At 73.3% G+C, this 16,962-nt stretch carries 12 protein-coding genes; 2 read left to right on the forward strand and 10 right to left on the reverse strand.

The window, feature by feature from the left end; translation table 11 throughout:
- Positions 1 to 65 precede the first annotated feature (65 nt).
- Positions 66 to 1,250 (reverse strand): cellulose-binding domain-containing protein, encoded by a 1,185-nt coding sequence (locus tag KXC43_RS08125; RefSeq protein WP_308129006.1) that lies wholly within the window; start codon positions 1,248 to 1,250, stop codon positions 66 to 68.
- Between the two features lie 113 nt (positions 1,251 to 1,363).
- On the opposite strand from KXC43_RS08125, the gene KXC43_RS08130 reads away from it, so the two are divergent.
- Complete coding sequence (locus tag KXC43_RS08130) at positions 1,364 to 1,939, forward strand: dihydrofolate reductase family protein (RefSeq protein ID WP_221375347.1); 576 nt, start codon at positions 1,364 to 1,366, stop codon at positions 1,937 to 1,939.
- A 36-nt stretch (positions 1,940 to 1,975) separates the two neighbouring features.
- Complete coding sequence (locus KXC43_RS08135) at positions 1,976 to 3,307, forward strand: DNA polymerase IV (RefSeq protein WP_308129007.1); 1,332 nt, start codon at positions 1,976 to 1,978, stop codon at positions 3,305 to 3,307.
- Between the two features lie 116 nt (positions 3,308 to 3,423).
- On the opposite strand, the gene KXC43_RS08140 is transcribed toward KXC43_RS08135, so the two are convergent.
- The 9 genes from KXC43_RS08140 to KXC43_RS50630 form a co-directional block, all read right to left on the reverse strand.
- The gene (locus KXC43_RS08140) at positions 3,424 to 4,314 is read right to left on the reverse strand and encodes a hypothetical protein (protein ID WP_221375348.1); all 891 of its coding nucleotides are present in this window, start codon (positions 4,312 to 4,314) and stop codon (positions 3,424 to 3,426) included.
- Between the two features lie 123 nt (positions 4,315 to 4,437).
- Positions 4,438 to 5,544 carry an o-succinylbenzoate synthase gene (menC, locus tag KXC43_RS08145; RefSeq protein WP_221375349.1) on the reverse strand — a complete coding sequence of 369 codons (1,107 nt, stop codon included), beginning with the start codon at positions 5,542 to 5,544 and terminating at the stop codon, positions 4,438 to 4,440.
- A complete protein-coding gene (locus KXC43_RS08150; RefSeq protein WP_255643705.1) occupies positions 5,541 to 6,410 on the reverse strand; it encodes a GNAT family N-acetyltransferase in 870 nt (289 codons plus the stop codon). The genes menC and KXC43_RS08150 overlap by 4 nt, the downstream gene beginning before the upstream one ends.
- Positions 6,407 to 7,501: a M20/M25/M40 family metallo-hydrolase gene (locus KXC43_RS08155; RefSeq protein ID WP_221375350.1), complete on the reverse strand. Its 1,095-nt coding sequence runs from the start codon at positions 7,499 to 7,501 to the stop codon at positions 6,407 to 6,409. Before KXC43_RS08155 ends, KXC43_RS08150 begins: the two co-directional genes overlap by 4 nt.
- Positions 7,502 to 7,504: 3 nt before the next feature.
- A complete protein-coding gene (locus tag KXC43_RS08160; protein ID WP_221375351.1) occupies positions 7,505 to 10,765 on the reverse strand; it encodes a serine hydrolase in 3,261 nt (1,086 codons plus the stop codon).
- A gap of 101 nt (positions 10,766 to 10,866) precedes the next feature.
- Positions 10,867 to 12,480 carry a PucR family transcriptional regulator gene (locus tag KXC43_RS08165; protein ID WP_255643706.1) on the reverse strand — a complete coding sequence of 538 codons (1,614 nt, stop codon included), beginning with the start codon at positions 12,478 to 12,480 and terminating at the stop codon, positions 10,867 to 10,869.
- Positions 12,481 to 12,504: 24 nt separating this feature from the next.
- Complete coding sequence (locus tag KXC43_RS08170; protein ID WP_221375353.1) at positions 12,505 to 13,251, reverse strand: ABC transporter ATP-binding protein; 747 nt, start codon at positions 13,249 to 13,251, stop codon at positions 12,505 to 12,507.
- Entirely contained in the window at positions 13,239 to 14,591 is a 1,353-nt protein-coding gene (locus KXC43_RS08175) for a serine hydrolase domain-containing protein (protein ID WP_221375354.1), read from the reverse strand. Before KXC43_RS08175 ends, KXC43_RS08170 begins: the two co-directional genes overlap by 13 nt.
- Positions 14,588 to 16,918 carry a dipeptide/oligopeptide/nickel ABC transporter permease/ATP-binding protein gene (locus tag KXC43_RS50630; RefSeq protein ID WP_255643707.1) on the reverse strand — a complete coding sequence of 777 codons (2,331 nt, stop codon included), beginning with the start codon at positions 16,916 to 16,918 and terminating at the stop codon, positions 14,588 to 14,590. The genes KXC43_RS08175 and KXC43_RS50630 overlap by 4 nt, the downstream gene beginning before the upstream one ends.
- Positions 16,919 to 16,962: the final 44 nt, after the last annotated feature.

Raw genomic sequence — 16,962 nt, forward strand, 5'->3', positions numbered from 1 at the left:
GTCGCGTGCCGGGGCATTCAATCATGTTCGGCGCTGCGTCGCTGCCAGGGTGGCGCCGCCCCGGATCAGCAGCCGTTGCGTGCGCCGCTGACAGCGACGTCGTCGTACCAGAGGGTGTCGGCGCCCTCGCCGTAGCTCTCCCAGCCGAGGCGCAGGTCGGTCAGCGCCGGGCGCCAGGTGCGGTTGAGCCACTGGCCGTCGATGTCGTGGGTGGGCGTCCCGTCGGCCCGCAGTCCGGGCACCGACGTGCCGTTGAGCCAGGTCTCGATGGTGCCGTCGCGGCCGTCCACCTTGTACTCGACGCAGTTCCAGGTGTTCACCGGCAGCGGGGCCGAGAGGGCGACACCGGCCGGGCTCTGCTCGGGCAGGGTGGCGTCGTCGGAGGCGCGGTTGAACTGGAGAGCGCCGTTCTGGCCGCCGAAGCGCAGATCCCGGTCGCCGTCGGCCGAATCGCGCATGGCGACGGCGGTGACGTGGGCGCTGGGCAGCGCGGTGGTGTGCCGCACCCAGAAGCGGACGTACCAGGCCGCGCCCGCGGCGCCGAGGATCTGGGTGTTGCGGACGAAGACGTGGTTGCAGTAGCCGGCGGCGCCGTTGATACGCAGCGACACCGAGCCGCTGCGGGCGACCGTACGGTCGATGGCCGCGCTGCCGGCGCCGGAGCAGTCGGGGTAGGTGACGGCCCAGTTGCCGGCCGGGACGCTGCCGGCCTGGTTCTCGAAGCCGTCGCAGATCGCGGTGGGGACGCACCCTTCCGCCGGGGGTGGGGTGGTGGTCGGTGTCGGTGTCGGCGTGGCCGGTGTCGGCGTGGCCGGTGTCGGCGTGGCCGGTGTCGGTGTCGGCGTGGCCGGGGTGTCGCCGCCGCACGGGACGCCGTTGAAGGCGAAGTCGGTGGGCGCGGTGTTGGCGCCCGAGTACGTCGCCTGGAAGCCGAAGCGGGTGGACGCGCCGGTCGCGAGCGGGCCGTTCCAGCCGGTGCTGGCCGCCGTCACGACGTTGCCGGACTGCGTGACGGTGGCGTTCCAGCCGTTGGTGACCCGCTGATCGCCGGCGAAGGTCCACGACAACGTCCACGACGTCACCGCCGCCCCGCCGTTGGTGACCTGCACGTCGGCCGTGAACCCGGTGGCCCACTGGTTCGCCGTCCAGCCGACCGTGCACACGGGCGCCGCCGACGCCGCCTGCACGCCCGCGAACCCCGCCGCGAGCACCGACGCCGCCGTCACCACCGCCAGTGACCGACCTCGCACGACAACCACCTCCGAGGATTATGGGAGCGCTCCCATGCATCGATGACTGTAGTTGTCTTTCGCCGAACGCGGAAGGCCGATGAGTTTCGGCGCCGCCGCCGGTCCAACTGGCTATGACTACTACCTACACCTTCGACGTCTTCGCCAGCCTCGACGGCTTCGGCGCCGCCGGCGGCGACTGGACCGGTTACTGGGGCAAGCAGGGGCCCGAACTGCTCGAACACCGGCTTTCGCAGTACGGCCGGGAGCAGCGCATGGTCTTCGGGGCCAACACCTACCGCGCCTTCGTGGGGCTGCTCGCCTCGGGCGCCGAACAGGCCGTACGGGACCCCTGGGTGACCAAGATGATCAACCTGCCCGCCACCGTGGTCTCGACCACGCTGGACGGCCCCCTCGACTGGCCGGACGGAACCGTCGCGAGCGGGGACGCGGTCGACGTCGTGACCCGGCTCAAGCAGGAGTCCGAGGTGCCGCTGCGCTCGCACGGCAGCCTGTCGATGAACCGGGCCCTGATGGCCGCCGGCCTGGTCGACTTCGTGCAGGTCACGGTCTTCCCGGTGATCACCGGCCGGACCGGCCTCGACCCCATCTTCCAGGGGGCGGCCGACTTCGACCTCGAGCTGGTCGAGACCCGTACGCTCGACGGCCGCACCCAGGAGCTCGTCTACCGCCCCACGCTGCACGGCTGAGCCGTTTCTGTCGTACCCCTGACGGACACTGGGCAGGTGAACGGTGGACGAAGGCGGGAGGCGAGCATCGCCCACGTCGACCTCGACGCGATGTTCGCGGCGGTCGAGCAGCGCGACAAGGTGTCGCTGCGCGGCCGCCCGGTCATCGTCGGCGGGGTGGCCGGGCGGGGTGTCGTCGCCACCGCGTCGTACGAGGCCCGGCAGTACGGCGCCCGGTCGGCCATGCCCACGGCTGAGGCCCGCCGCCGCTGCCCGAGCGGCACGGCGTTCCTGGCGCCGCGCTTCTCCGCGTACCGCAAGACCAGCGAGGTCGTGATGGCGGTGCTGGCCGGGATGTCGCCCCTGATCGAGCAGGTGTCGATCGACGAGGCGTACGTCGATCTGGCCGCCGCCGGCCGCCACGATCTCTCCGTGGCCGGGGTCACCGCGCTCGCCGAACAGATCAGGAGCACCATCGCGGCCGCCACCGGCGGGGTGACCGCTTCGATCGGCGTCGGCACGTCCAAACTCGTCGCCAAGATCGGCTCCGACCTGCACAAACCGAACGGGTTGACGGTCGTCGCGCCCGGCGGCGAACAGGCGCTGCTACGCCCGCTGCCGATCACGCGGCTGCAGGGCGTCGGCCCGGCCACCGCCGAACGGCTGCGCCGCGCGGGCCTGCACACCATCGGCGACCTGGCCCGCGTCGAGCCGGCCGACCTGATCGACTGGTTCGGCCAGGCCCACGGCGCGAGCCTGCACCGCCTGGCCCGCGCCCACGACGACCGCCCGGTCGTCGGCGAGCGCGAGGCCAAGTCCGTCTCGGCCGAGGAGACGTTCGACGTCGACCTCACCGACCGGGCCCGCCTCAACACCGAGATCGACCTGCTGGCCACCCGCGTCGGCGGCCGCCTGCGGGCCGGCGGCCTGTCGGCCCGCACGGTCACCATCAAGGTCCGCCACCACGACTTCACCACGATCACCCGCTCGGCCACCCGCGCCCAGCCCACCGACGACCCGCGGCTGGTCGCCCAGTTCGCCCGCCGCCTGCTGTCCGACATCGACACGTCGGCCGGCATCCGCCTGCTCGGCGTCGGCGCCACCACCCTGGCCGACTTCGTGCAGGACGACCTGTTCGGCGCCACGACGGCCGAGCCCGAGCCCCTTGAGCCTTCGCCGGCGGTGGTCGAGCGTCCCGCCGCAACCCTCGACTGGCGCCCCGGCCAGGACGTGCGGCACGACGACCACGGCCCCGGCTGGGTGTGGGGCAGCGGCCGGGGCCGGGTCACGGTCCGCTTCGAGGGGCCGGGCACTCCCCCGGGCCCGGTGCGCACCTTCCCGGTCGACGACCCCGCCCTGCACCCCGCGGAACCACCCGACTGGCTCTAGGGTGTTCTCAAGGTGGGCCGGCCGACGCACTACGCCGGCCGACCACGACGGCCCGCACGCGCCGGCCACCGCACAGACGCCCGGTCTCGCCGCTGACAGCGCGGCCGAGCCGGCACTCAGCGAGAGCTGACGGCCAGGGAGCCGAAACCGGCGGCGGCGGTGACCTCCAGGCCGGAGCCGTCGCCGGCGGTCAGAGTGGTGTTGCGGGCGATGCCGCTCTCGCGCCTGCCGTAGAGGCTCACCACCCCCGCCCCGGAGCGGGCCTGCACCCGCACGGGTACCTCGCCCTCGGTCTGGATGCTCCACTCGCGGACGCCGCCGGACATGCGGATCGGGAGTGCCCGCGCCGCGTCGGGCAGGGCCAGGTACACCGTGTCGGCGCCGCCGGTCAGGTCGACCGCACGGACCATGCCGCCGGTCAGCACGAACGTGGCTGCGTGCACGCCACCGTTCATGCGGATGGTCCAAGTGATCCGCTCGTCCAGCAGCACGTCCAGGCGGCCCGGGCCGGGAGCCCCGGTCGGGCGGGCGGTCAGCCGTACCTCGGTGCCGTCGACGCTGGTCGCGGGAGTGATGCCGCTGCCGGGTGGGGTGCTGGCCCGGATCGGGCCGCCGGCCGGGCGGCCCAGGGTGAGGTTCAGCTCGGTCACGTTGCTGACCAGGTCGAAGGTGCCGGCGGTGAACGCAGGAGCGGCCCCGGCCACCGGCGTGGTCGGCGAAGACGACGTGGTGGTGACGATCAGGGCGGTCACGCCGAGCAGGACCGCGACGCCGACCAGTGCCACGACAACTTTCGGGCGCGAGCGGCGCGGTGGGACCGGAGCGAACTCTTCGGTCGGCGGCTCATCGTCCACAGGCGCCCGGTCCGGCTCGCTCCGGAAGGAGAAGGGGACCGGAGCAGCCGCCTCGTCCGGCGACGGGGATGCCGCAGGCTGGTTCTGGAAGGCGAAGCCGGCCGCCCCGGACAGCAGCGGGTAGGTCTCGGTCGGCTCGTCGAGTCCGTCCATCGCTGTCTCCTCGCTGCGGCCGGATGCGTCGCCAGGAGGTACGGGCCGCGCCCGCGTTCCGGTTCGATCCGGCCTCATGAAGAGAAGCAGGTCACCCGGAGACGCGGCGGGTCGAACCACGGCCTACAACGGGAGCCATTCCGTGGCTGTGGTGATGTCGGCCAGGACCTCGGGCAGCGGCTCCACGCCGAGGCCGGGACCGGTCGGCACGGGCAGGTGACCGTCCTGGAGCACGAACGGCTCGGTGACGTCGGTGCGGAAGTAGCGGTCCGAGGCCGACGTGTCCCCGGGCAGCGTGAAGCCGGGCAGGGCGGCCAGCGCGACGTTCGCGGCCCGGCCCAGGCCCGTCTCCAGCATGCCGCCGCACCACACTGGGATCCCGTTGGCCACGCACACGTCGTGGATGCGGCGGGCCTCCAGGTAGCCGCCGACCCGGCCCGGCTTGACGTTCACGATGCTGCAGGCGCCGAGGCGGATGGCGTCGGCCGCGGCCCGGGCCGACACGATCGACTCGTCCAGGCAGATCGGGGTCCGCACGCGGCGGGCCAGCTCCACGTGGCCGAGCACGTCCTCCTCGTCGAGCGGCTGCTCGATCAGCAGCAGCCCGAAGGGGTCGAGCGCGGCCAGCAGCGGGGCCTCCCCCACCGTGTACGCCGTGTTGGCGTCGACCTGCAGCAGCACGTCGTCCCCGAAGCGTTCGCGGACGGCCCGCACCGGCGCCACGTCCCAGCCGGGCTCGATCTTCAGCTTGATCCGGACGTAGCCCTGGGCCAGGTAACCGTCGACGGCGTCCAGCAGTTCGGGCACCGAGTCCATGATGCCGACCGACACCCCGCACGCCACGCGCTCGCGGGTGGCGCCCAGCTCGCGGCCGAAGCTGCGGCCCGAGGCACGCAGCTCGGCGTCCAGCACCGCGGTCTCCAAGGCCGCCTTGGCCATCCGGTGGCCCTTGAACCGGTGCAGGGTTCCAGCGACGGCAACGGCCGACTCCGGCGGGCGGGCGGCGAGCGCCGGCACCAGGTAGCGCCGCAGCACGTCGGCCGCCGCCTCCACGTACTCGCTGGAGTAGAGGGGGTCGCTCATGGCGACGCATTCGCCCCAGCCCTCGGCCTCGTCGGTGACTGCCCGCAGCAGCAGCACGTCGCGTTCGGTCGCGGTGCCGAACGACGTGCGGAACGGTGACACCAGAGGCATCCGGATCCGGCGCAGCTCGATCCCGGTCAGTTTCATCGTTTCTCCCTGTCCACCACGTACCAGCCGGCCCGGTCGAAGCCAGTCACCCGGGCGCCGCCGTCGATCAGCGGGCCCAGCACGTCGCGCACCGCCACACGCCACCGCCGGGCACAGGCCGGGTCGGTGCGGCGCAGCGATTCGATGTCGGACGGCACCGCCACCAGCACGATCCGGCCGTCGGCGCGGCCGGGTGCGGGTTCCCCTCCGGCCGTACGGCCGAGGGCCGTCACCGCTCCGGCCGCGCGCAGCGCGTCGGCGTCCCACCGGTGCGGACGGTCGCCGCGGGCCACCCGGTCGACGTCCGGGGCGGTCAGGTCCCAGTGCAGCAGCAGCCGGTCGGTGGCGTCGTTGCCGTTGATGGCGTCGCCCATCGGGCCGTAGAAGTCGGGCAGGTACTGCACGGGCGCCCCGCCCAGCTTGACCAGGTTGAAGTAGGCGTTCCGGCTGACCAGCGGATCGTAGGTCCAGCTGATCCTCGTCAGGCCGTGGCTCAGCGCCCACGCCCGCTGGTGCAGCTTGATGGCCCAGCCGACGTTGCGGCCCCGGGCGGCCCGCGTGACCCCGGCGATGTGGCTGTGGATCTCGCGGCGGTCCGGTGCGGCGAAGAAGCCCGCGCAGGCGCCGACCAGGCCGGTGTCGTCGAACGCGCCGGCCACATAGTTGCCGGCCTTGCTCATGGCGCGCAACAGTTCCCGGGTCACCGGCGCGTGCGCCGGATCGGAGTGCCAGATGCTGTCGAACAGCCAGAACACCTCGTGCAGTTCGGGCAGATCGGTGATGATCCGGACCTGGACGCCGGCCGCCGCGGCCGCCAGATCGGCCGCGGCTGACGCCGGACTCAGCAGGCCGGTGTGGTCGCTCATGGGTGGACCGCCGATCCCGCGAGCAGCTCGGCCGTGAGCGCCGCGACCAGGGCCGCCCGGCGCGGTATCTCGGCCACCACAACGTGTTCCCCGGCCGCGTGGGCCCCGCCGCCGACTGCGCCCAGCCCGTCCAGCGTGGGCGTGCCGACACCGGCGGTGAAGTTGCCGTCCGAGGCGCCGCCGACCGCGGCCCGGCCCAGCTCGCCGTCGATCGCCACGGCCCGCAGGTAGAGCGCGTCGGAGGCGGTCGCCTCGAGCGGCGGGCGGTTGAGGCCGCCCTCGATCTCGATCCGGGCGCCCGGCAGCACCGGTGCGAGCGCTCGGAGGGCAGCGTCCACGCGCTCCTGTTCAAGAGCTGTCCGGGCGCGGACGTCGACGGCGAACTCCCCGAGCGCCGGGACGGTGTTGGTGGTGGTGCCCGCGGTCATGCGGGTCGGCACCGCCGTCGTTCCGAGCGCCGGATCGGCCAACGCCTGCACGGCCAGCACCTGGTGGGCCAGCTCCACAGTGGAGTTGACGCCGGTCTCGGGTTCCAGGCCCGCGTGGGCGGCACGGCCGGTGACCCGTACGCGGTACAGCGAAACGCCCTTGCGCTCGGTCTTGAGCGCGCCCCCGTCGGCCGAGCCCTCCAGCACCAGGGCGGCCGCGCAGCCGACGGCCTCCTTCTCGATCAGCTCGCGCGACGTCGGCGAGCCCAGCTCCTCGTCGCCGGTGATCAGCACGGTCACCCCGCGGCGGTCGGGCAGCGACGCGACCGCGTGCAGGCCCTGCACCACGCCGGCCTTCATGTCGAAGCAACCCGGTCCGCGCAGGATCTCCCCGTCGATCCCGTACGGGGTGTGCGCGAGCGAACCGATCGGCCACACCGTGTCATGGTGACCCAGCAGCAGCACCCGGGGTGGCCCGTCGCCGAAACGCCACCGCAGGTGGGTACGGCCGTCGATCACGATCAGTTGCGCGTGCGCGCCGAGCAGCCGGTGCCCGATCCCGGCGACGACCTCGGCGCTGCGGGCCACGGCGGCCCGGTCGTCCGAGGGCGATTCGCAGGTCACCAGCGCCCGCACGTCGGCCAGCATCTGCGGCAGGTCCATCGCTCAGGCCACCTTCGGGGTCGCCCGCACACCCAGGTGCAGATAGCGCTCGCCGGTGGGCAGCCGATAGAAGTACACCGGGAACCACATGTCGCTCTGCGGCATGCGGACCAGGAAGAGGTCGTCCTTCACCCCGACCATCGGCAGCTCGTGCACCGGCTCGGGGCTGAGCTCGGCCAGCGGTCCGGTCTGGGTCATCCGCAGCACGGCGCCCTCGAGCACCTCGAGCCGGACGCTGGCCCGCTCGTACGTGCCCAGGTGCCCGGTGACGTCCACCTCGACCGGCGGCGACGGCGGGCTGAGCGGCTGCGGCATCGTCAGCCCGGCCACCTCGGCGAAGATCTCGGTGAACAGGTCCTGATAGAGGTCGCGTGCCCCCTCGCCGTTGGTCAGCAGGGTGACGGCCAGCCCCTGGGACGGCAGCAACCGCAGGAACGCCGACTGGCCGATGGTGTTGCCGTCGTGGCCGATGAGCCGGTGGCCGTCCCAGTCGAAGCGGATCCAGCCCAGCCCCCACGAGTCGCCCAGCGTGTACTTCTCGGGCAGCTCGACCTGGTGCTCGGCCATGGCGGCGGCGCCGGCCGGGCTCAGCACGTCCCCGCCGCCGTCCAGGTGCATCTTCGCGAACGTCAGCAGGTCGGCCGCGGTCGAGTTGATCAGCCCGGCCGGGCCGAGCGCGCGCGGCAGTGTCCACACCGGAGCCACCTGGGGGCCGGGCAGGTGGCCGGTGGCTGCCCGGTGCAGCAGAGCCTCCTCGGGCAGGGTGCCGGTGCGGCGCAGGCCCAGCGGCTTGCTGATCCGGTCGCGGACGGCCGCGTCCCAGGTGCCGCCGGTGAGCTTCTCGACGACCCGGCCGGCCAGCGAGAAGCCCGAGTTGCAGTACGACCAGGTGGCGCCGAGCGGGTGGTTCTGGGCCACGTCGCGCAGGCCGTCGACGTACTTCTCGAGGCAGTCGTCGCCGCGGCCGGTGTCGGTGAAGACGTCGCCGTCGATGCCGCTGGTGTGGGTGAGCAGATGCCGCATGGTCACCTTGGCCGCGACGCCGGGATCGGCCAGCGTCAGCTCGGGCAGCACGTCGGCGATCGGCGCGTCCAGTTCGAGCTTGCCCTCGTCGACGAGCTGCTGCACCAGCGTGGCGGTCCACACCTTGCTGATCGAGCCGATCTGGAACACCGAGTCGGTGCTGGTCTCGACGCCGGTGTCCACGTTGACCACGCCGTAGGCGGCTTCGACCAGATCCTCGTCGCGCAGAATCCCCAGGACCGCGCCGGGCACCCCGTGCCGGGCGGCGAGCACGTCGAGCCTCCGCTGCCAGTGCCCGGCGTCCAGCGGCTTGCGCCCGCTGCCGGTGTGCCGGCGCACCCACTCGGCGATCCGGGTGTTGAAGTCGAGGCGCTGCGAGGGCGGCCCCTCGACGATCAGCAGGTGCGACCCGCCCGGATAGAGCACGAGCTCGGCCGGGACGCCGCGTTCGCGCAGCGCGGTGTGCCACTGCTGGGCCTGGCCGACCGGGCACCGCAGGTCGGCGTCGCCCTGGATGATCAGCGTCGGGGTGCTCACGTCGGCCACCCGGGTCAGCGGGGACATCGCCGCGTACCGTTCCGGCGCCTCCCACGGGCGGCCGCCGAGCTCGATCTCGGCCAGCAGATGCCCGTCGTCCGAGGCGCCGGCCATGCTGGTCAGGTCGCTGACCACGCCGCCGGTGACCGCGGCGGCGAACCGGCCGTCGGTGGCGGTGAGGTAGCAGGTCATGTAACCGCCGTAGCTGTAACCGGCCACAGCGAGCTTCGCGGGGTCGGCGGTGCCGTCGGCGACCAGTTGGTCGAGCGGCTCGAGGAAGTCGCGGGCGTCGGCCTCACCCCACGCGCCGAGGGCGCCGGTGAAGAACTGCTCGCCGTAGCCGTCGCTGGCCCGGGGGTTGAGCAGCAGCACGTTCCAGCCGTCGGCCGCCAGCTCCTGGTGGTAGAGGTGGACGTCGTCGGCGGCGCCGTTCCAGGCGTTGTGCGGGCCGCCGTGGATGTCGAGCAGCAACGGCGCCGGGCCGCTCACCGCGGGGTCGCGGATCAGCCAGCCGTGCACCACGGTGCCGTCCGAGATGGTGAACTCCCGCTCGACCCGGGGAAACAGCTCGACGTCCGCGAAAACCTCGCCATGCGAAGTGCGCACGGTCTCGGCGCCGCTCACCACGTCGACGGTGACAATTTCTCCGTACGAACCGGGGGTAGCGAGAACGACAGCGGCGGTGTCACCCACCACGGACAGTCCGGCGACCACGCGTCCCGCTCCGGCGAGCACCGGCCGGGGTGTGCCGCCGTCCACGGACACCGCGTAGAGATGCGAACAACCCCGGTCCCGTACGCAGAAAAGCACCGTCCGCCCGTCGGCCGCGAACCGTGGCACCGCGCCCGGATAGGCCGGCCCGCCCGGCATCACGTTGCGATCGAGGCTCTTCGCGAGGTCGCGCACCGGGCTGCCGTCGAGCGGCACGTAGAGCAGCCCCGCGTGCCCGACCGGCTCACCCTCGTACCCGACGACCACGAGCGCGTCGCCCCGCGGCGTCCACACGGCCGGCCCGGCGACGCCGCCGGCCAGCCCCACGACGTGCGGCCGCGCCTTGGGGTCGGTGACGTCCACGACGTGCACCGGCGCCCGCAGCACCAGATCGGCGTCGGGGGCGGTGGCCGCCGCGAAGGCCAGCCGGGCCGAATCCGGCGACCAGGCCGGGTCGCCCGCGTGCCAGTCCCCCTCGGTCACCTGCCGGGCCTTGCGGGTCTCGAGGTCGAGCACGAACAGGTGCTTGCGGACGTCGCGCAGCCACCCGCTGCCGTCGGCCTGATAGTCGAGGCGCTCGGTGACGATGGGAGCGCCCTTGTCGGCGCCGGTCACCGCGACCGGCGCCGAGAAGGCGATCCTCGTGCCGTCGGGACTCCACACCGGTGCACCCGCGCCCAGCGGCAGCTCGGTGACCGGTTCGGCCTCGCCGCCGTCGGCCGGCAGCAGCCACAGCTGGGCCGGGCCGTCGCCACCGCGCAGGAACGCCAGCCGCCCGCCGTCGGGCGACCAGGCCGGGGACGTGTCGGCCGGCCCACGGGTCAACCGGCGTGCGCCGCCGTCCCCGGCGCACCAGATGCCCCGGGTCACCCGGTCCGCCGCCCGGTCGGCCGCACGCAGCACGTACGCGATCCGGCGGCCGTCCGGGCCCAGGGCGGGCTGCTCGGGCGTCGCCACCGACACCAGGTCCTCGATCTGCGCACGACGTGCCACTGTTTCCCCCTCGTTTCACGGGTCTCAGCGCGAAGCCTGCCCGCCGTGGGGGGCCCGTGTCATGGTGCGCCACAACGAGTCGGAGGCCCTCGAATCGTCGGCTACGCCAGACCACGGAAGACGCGGAGTTGCAGCATCGCGCCGAACCGGGCCTCGGGGTCCGCGAGGTCGACCTCGCCCACCTCGGCCAACCGGCGCAAGCGATAGCGGAAGGTGTTGGGGTGCACGTGCAGGGCGGCCGCGGCCGCCACCGCGTCGCCGAACGCGTCGAGCCAGGCGGCGAACGTCTCGACCAGGTTGGCGTTGTGCTCGGCGTCGTAGGCGAGCAGCCGGGCCAGCGGCCCGGTCGGGACGTCGCCCCGGGCCGCCACCAGGTCACGCAGTTCCAGCACCATCGCCTTGGTGTAGACGTCCTCGAGGCGCGCGACGCGCAGACCGCAGCCCGACCGAAGCACCCGCAGCGCCCGGTCGGCGCTGGCCCGCGCGGCGGCCAGCCCGGCCACCGACGAGGCCGGTGGGCCCACTCCGACCAGGGCCGGCACCCGCTCCCCGACCCGATCGAGAAACTCGCCGGCCACCCGCACGGCCCGTTCCGCCGTGGCCACCGGCAGCAGCCCGTAGGCGACGTCACCCAGCAGGGCCACCGCGCTTCCGGCGTGCACCGCGCTCAGCTGCATGGCCAGCGCGTCGGCCAGCCGTTGCCGGTCGGCGGCCAGCCCGGACCGGTCGGCCGCGCCCTCCGGTTCGGCCGGGGCCAGCGCCAGCACCACCAGCGGCTGGTCGGCCAGGCCGAGGCGGGCCAGCGACTCCCGGGCGCCGGCGCTGCCCTCCAGTGCGGTGCCCACCAGTTCCGTACGCAATCGGCGTTCGACATCGGCCCCCGCGCGCAGCCGCAACATGTGCAGCGCCACCAGCTTGGCGGCGTCGCTGAAGGCGCGGGACCGGTCGGGGGTCAGCGGCTCGTGCACGGCGGCCCAGATCGAGCCGAGGAACTCGTCGCCGGCCCGCACCGCCACCGCGACCCGCGGCACCGAGAACTCGCCGGGCGCGGTCGGCGGCGGCGCGATGAACACCGGGTCGGCGCTGTGGTGCAGGTCGCGCAGCACACCCGCGCGGGAGAGGACGCGGGCGAACCGCTCCGGCACCTGGCGGCCCAGGATCGTCTCGACCCGCGACTCGTCGGCCTCCTCCTGGCGGCCCGAGAAGGCGAGCACGCGCGAGTCCGGGTCCTCGATCGTGACCGGGGCGTCGACCAGCGCGGCGACGGCGTTGGCCAGCGCGAACAGGTCGCCCGAGGGCAGCCCGCCGAGCATCTCGGGGCCGGCGTCGCCGACGTCGCCCTGGCTCAGCATCGAGCGCAGCAGCGCGGCCAGCTGGGCCCACGAGGCGCCCCGGGTCAGCGCCAGCAACGCCACCCCGGACTCGTGCGCCGCGGCCCGGAGCTCGTCGCCGGCCGGCACGGGAGCCCGCACGATCAGGCCGGCCGCGCCGTGCGGGCCGAGGGCACGCAGCAGACCGGCGATCTCGGCCGGCTCGCGCAGCCCCACACCGAGCACGAGCGCGGGCCGGGGCAGGTGCGGCTCGTCGAACGGGTCGTGGATGGCGATGCCGGCGATCGGCTCGGCCGAGATCACCTCGCCGTGCACCAGGTCCAGCAACGTGGCCCCGAGGTCGTCGAGGACCCGCCCGAGGCTGCCGCGCGGCTGCTGGCTCATGCCACCGGAGCCTAGTGCCATAGATCAGGTTCCGAGCGGTACGCCGGGACGCGGCACGGCATCGAGCAGTTCGCGGGTGTACTCGTGCCGGGGGTCGAGCAGCACCTGTTCGACCGGGCCGTACTCGACGATCCGGCCGTGGCGCATCACCGCGACGATGTCGCTGACGTAGCGCACGACGGCCAGATTGTGCGAGATGAACAGCATGGTCAGCCGCATCTGGCGTTGCAGGTCCCGCACGGCGTTGAGCACCGCGCCCTGGATCGAGACGTCCAGAGCCGAGGTGATCTCGTCGGCCACGATCACCTCGGGCCGGCCGGCCAGGGCGCGGGCCAGCGCTACCCGCTGCCGCTGGCCGCCCGAGAGCTCGTCCGGGCGGGCGCCGGCCCGCTCGGCAGCCAGGCCGACCAGTTCCAGCAGCCGGCCCACCTCGGCCCGGCGGTCGGCCGCGCCGCGCGGCATTGCCTCCGCGATCGACGCGCCGATGCTCATCCGCGGGTCGAGGGCCGAATACGGATCCTGGAAGATCATCTGCAGCGGGCGCGTCTTGTACTGGGCGACCGGGCGCCCGTCCAGCAGGATCTGCCCGGCCGCCAGCGGGACCAGGCCGACCGCGGCACGGGCCAGCGTCGACTTGCCCGATCCGGACTCGCCGACCAGGCCCACGATCTGCCCGGCCGGCACGACCAGGTTCACCCCGTCGACCGCGACCGTGCCGCGCCGGCGCGAGCCGAAGCGGACGGTCACGTCCTCGAACGTCAGCTCGCGCATCGCGGCGTGGCCCGAGCGCCGAAGTGCACGTACTTCTCGCCGGTGGGCAGCTGGTAGAAGGTGGCCGGGATCCAGTTGCCGGTCTCCGGGTCCTGGCAGACGAACAGGTCGGGCGCGACCGCGACCATCGGGTAGTCGACCGGCTCCTCCTGCAGCAGCTCGGCCATCGCGCCGGTGACGCTGACCCGCATGACCGGGCCGTTCTCGCCGACGCTGATCTCCTGACGGATGCTGGCACGCTCGTAGGCGCCGAGGTAGGGGGCGGGATCGACGTCGACCGGGATGGCGGGCGGCCCGAGCGGGTGCGGGACGGGCACCTGGGCCAGCTCGGCGAAGATCTCGCGGTACAGCTCCTCGTACAGCTTGGCGCCGTTGCCCCCGTTGGTCAGCAACGCGACCGCGAAGCCCTTCTCCGGAAGAAGGCGCAGGAAAGCGGCCTGCCCGATGGTGTTGCCGTCGTGACCGATCAGCCGGTGCCCGTCCCAGCCCGCCCGCTCCCAGCCCAGGCCCCACGAGTCGCCCAGCAGGTGCTTGTCGGGCAGCTCGACCTGGAACTCGGCCATCGCGGCGGCGCTCGCCGCGCTCAGCACCTCCCCGCCGCCGTCCAGGTGCATCTTCGCGAACGTCAGCAGGTCGGCCACGGTCGAGATGATCGACCCGGCCGGCCCCGCCGAGCGGGGGATGCCCCAGACGGGGGCCACGCTCTGTTTACCGTCGTGGGTCACATGCCCGGCGGCGGCGCGGTGCAGCAGCGCCTCCTCGGGCAGGGTCACCGTCCGGGTCAGCCCGAGCGGGGTGACGATCCGATCCCGTACGGCGGCGTCCCAGGTGCCGCCGGTCAACTTCTCGACGACCCGGCCGGCCAGCGAGAAGCCCGAGTTGCAGTACGACCAGGTGGCCTCGAGCGGATGGTTCTGGGCCGCGTCGGCCAGCACGGCCGTGTACTTCTCGAGGCAGTCGTCGCCGCGGCCGGTGTCGGTGAAGACGTCGCCGTCGATGCCGCTGGTGTGGGTCAGCAGGTGCCGCATGGTCACCTTGGCCGTGACGCCGGGGTCGCTGAGCCGCAGCTCGGGCAGCACCTCGATCAGGGGCGCGTCCAGCTGGATCTTGCCCTCGTCCACCAGCTGCATCACCAGCGTGGTGGTCCACACCTTGGTGATCGAGCCGATCTGGAACAGCGAGTCGGTGGTGGTCTCGACGCCGGTGCGCAGGTTCAGCACCCCGTACGCCGCCTCGCCGATCTCGCCCTCGTGCAGGATGCCCAGGGTCGCGCCGGGCACGTCGTGCCGCTCGGCCAGCTCGGCCAGACGCCGGGTCCACTGTGCGGTGTCGATGGTCATGCTCTGTCCCCTCCCAGGGGTGCGGCGATCTGGTCGTCCGTCTTGTCATCATCCGAGGCCGCAGGCCGGCCGTCAGTGGCCGCGGCCCGGTTATCCGGACCCGCGCCCTGCCCGCCATTGACCGCAGCCCGGCTATCCGGCACCACGCCCTCGCCCCCAGTAGTCGCAGCTCGGTTATCCGGCACCGCGGCCGGGGCGAGGTCGGCGTGCCAGCAGGCGACTCGGCGGCCGGCGGCGTACGTCGTCAGAGCCGGGTCCTGCCGACGGCACTGGTCGGTAGCCAACGGGCAGCGCGGGGCGTACGGGCAGCCCGCGGGCACGTCGTGCGGGTCCGGCGGCCGGCCCGGGATGACCGCCAGCGGCTTGGTCCGGTCGGTCGTCATGTCCGGCACGGCGGCGACGAGCGCCCGGGTGTACGGGTGCCGCGCGTCGTGCAGCAACGCGTCCGTCGGCAGGTCCTCGACGATGCGGCCGGCGTACATCACCAGCACCCGGTCGCAGACCTGGCCCACCACGGTCACGTCGTGGCTGATGAACAGCAGCCCGACCCGCTCGGCGGCACGGATGTTCGCGATCAGCTGCAACACCTGGCGCTGCACCGTCACGTCGAGGGCGGTGGTCGGCTCATCGGCGATGATCAGCGCCGGGTTGGCCATCACCCCCATGCCGATCATGGCCCGCTGGCGCATGCCGCCGGAGAACTCATGCGGCAGTTGCCGGGCACGCCGCTCGGCGCCCGGGATGCGCACAGCAGCCAACCGGTCGACTGCCCGCCGCCAGGCCGTGCGCCGATCCGCGCCCTGGTGCTCGCGGACCACCTCGGCCAGTTGCCGCCCGACCCGCTGGGCGGGGTTGAGCGAAGTCATCGGGTCCTGAAACACCATCGAGAGCGACGTGCCGAGCAACCGCCGCAGCTCGTTCTTGTTCAGCTCACTGCCATCGCGCGCGCTTGAGCGCTCACCCTTGCCTGAACGCTCACGCACGTCGGACCGCTCATGCACGTCAGAACGCTCAGGCATGTCGGCACGCTCCATCGCCTTTGAGCGTTCACGCGTGTTCGAGTGGTCATCGGTGTCCGAACGCTCACTCGCCTCTGAGCGTTCACGCAGGTCTGTCCGCTCGTGAGCGGTTGAGCGTTCGCGCAAGTCCGTGCCGAGGAACTCAAGGCGGTCAGCGCGCACGCGGCCCGGGCGCTCGATCAGCTGGGCGATGGCGAGGGCGGTCAGGCTCTTGCCCGAGCCGCTCTCGCCGACGATGCCGATGGCCTCGCCCTTTCGCACGGTCAGGCTCACGCCCCGCACCGGGGTCACGGCGCCGAAGCTCACATGCAGGTTCTCGACGGCCAGCAGCGGCTTCTCGGGCCCCTCCGGCTCCGGTTCGGCCCGCGGCTCCTCGTGATCGGGTGCTTTCTGAGTCCGCTGGTGAGTCTGAGCCGAGCGCAGGCCGATCGCGCGGGCGACGGCCTCGCCGGCTAGGTTGAACGCCATCGCGGCCAGCACAACGGCGACCCCGGCGGCCAGGGCGCCGGCCGGGTGCACGTAGATCTGGGCCAGTCCCTCGCCGAGCAGGCGCCCCCAGTCGTAGCTCGGGGCCTGCACGCCCAGCCCCAGGAACGACAGGCTCGCGAACGAGAGCAGCGCAGCGCCGGCCGACATCGTCGCCGAGACCACCAGGGGCTCGGCGATGTTCGGCAACACATGCCGCACCAGGATCCGCAGGCGGCCGATCCCGGCGACGCGGGCGGCAGCGATGAAGTCCCGCCCGGAGATCGTCGCGGCCATCGTCTGGGTGAGCCGGGCGAAGGCGGGCGCAGTCGCGAAACCGATTGCCAGCACGGCACCCTTGGCGCCGACGCCGAAGATGACGGCGAAGAAGAGGGCGAGCAGCAACGACGGGAAAGCCACGGCGATGTTGATGAAGGCGCCGATCCAGCGGCCGGCACGGCGGCCGAGCAGCACGGGCGCGGTGCCGAGCAGCAGCCCGGCGGTCACCCCGATCGCGGTGGCCAGCAGGGCCAGCCCCACCGACAGGCGGGTGGCGACCAGCACCCGGGCCAGGATGTCGCGGCCCAGCAGGTCGGTGCCGACCGGATGGGCCGACGAGGGACCCTGCAGGATCTCGGCCGACTGGACGGCTTCGGCGCGGCCCTGCCAGATCAGCGGGGCCACCACCGCGAGCAGCAGCACCCCGGCCAGCAGCACGGCGGCCGTGATCCCGAGCGGACTGCGCAGCGCACCCGTCCACCGTTTGCCGGCCCCGCCCGCCGATATAGCCTTCGTCGCGGCGGCCATCAACTCGCCCGGATCACTGTTCGTCGCCGCCGTCATACGCCCTCCCGGATCGCCGAGCGCAGATCGAGCACGGCCGCCGC

Source organism: Paractinoplanes polyasparticus (assembly GCF_019710575.1).
Lineage (GTDB): Bacteria > Actinomycetota > Actinomycetes > Mycobacteriales > Micromonosporaceae > Actinoplanes > Actinoplanes polyasparticus.

What these genes read in the sequence shown, in the direction of transcription:
- KXC43_RS08140 (WP_221375348.1), bottom strand. Translation starts at nt 4,314, where the DNA reads ATGGACGGACTCGACGAGCCGACCGAGACCTACCCGCTGCTGTCCGGG.
- KXC43_RS08165 (WP_255643706.1), bottom strand. Translation starts at nt 12,480, where the DNA reads ATGAGCCAGCAGCCGCGCGGCAGCCTCGGGCGGGTCCTCGACGACCTC.
- KXC43_RS50630 (WP_255643707.1), bottom strand. Translation starts at nt 16,918, where the DNA reads ATGACGGCGGCGACGAACAGTGATCCGGGCGAGTTGATGGCCGCCGCG.
- menC (WP_221375349.1), bottom strand. Translation starts at nt 5,544, where the DNA reads ATGAAACTGACCGGGATCGAGCTGCGCCGGATCCGGATGCCTCTGGTG.
- KXC43_RS08130 (WP_221375347.1), top strand. Translation starts at nt 1,364, where the DNA reads ATGACTACTACCTACACCTTCGACGTCTTCGCCAGCCTCGACGGCTTC.
- KXC43_RS08150 (WP_255643705.1), bottom strand. Translation starts at nt 6,410, where the DNA reads ATGAGCGACCACACCGGCCTGCTGAGTCCGGCGTCAGCCGCGGCCGAT.
- KXC43_RS08175 (WP_221375354.1), bottom strand. Translation starts at nt 14,591, where the DNA reads ATGACCATCGACACCGCACAGTGGACCCGGCGTCTGGCCGAGCTGGCC.
- KXC43_RS08155 (WP_221375350.1), bottom strand. Translation starts at nt 7,501, where the DNA reads ATGGACCTGCCGCAGATGCTGGCCGACGTGCGGGCGCTGGTGACCTGC.
- KXC43_RS08170 (WP_221375353.1), bottom strand. Translation starts at nt 13,251, where the DNA reads ATGCGCGAGCTGACGTTCGAGGACGTGACCGTCCGCTTCGGCTCGCGC.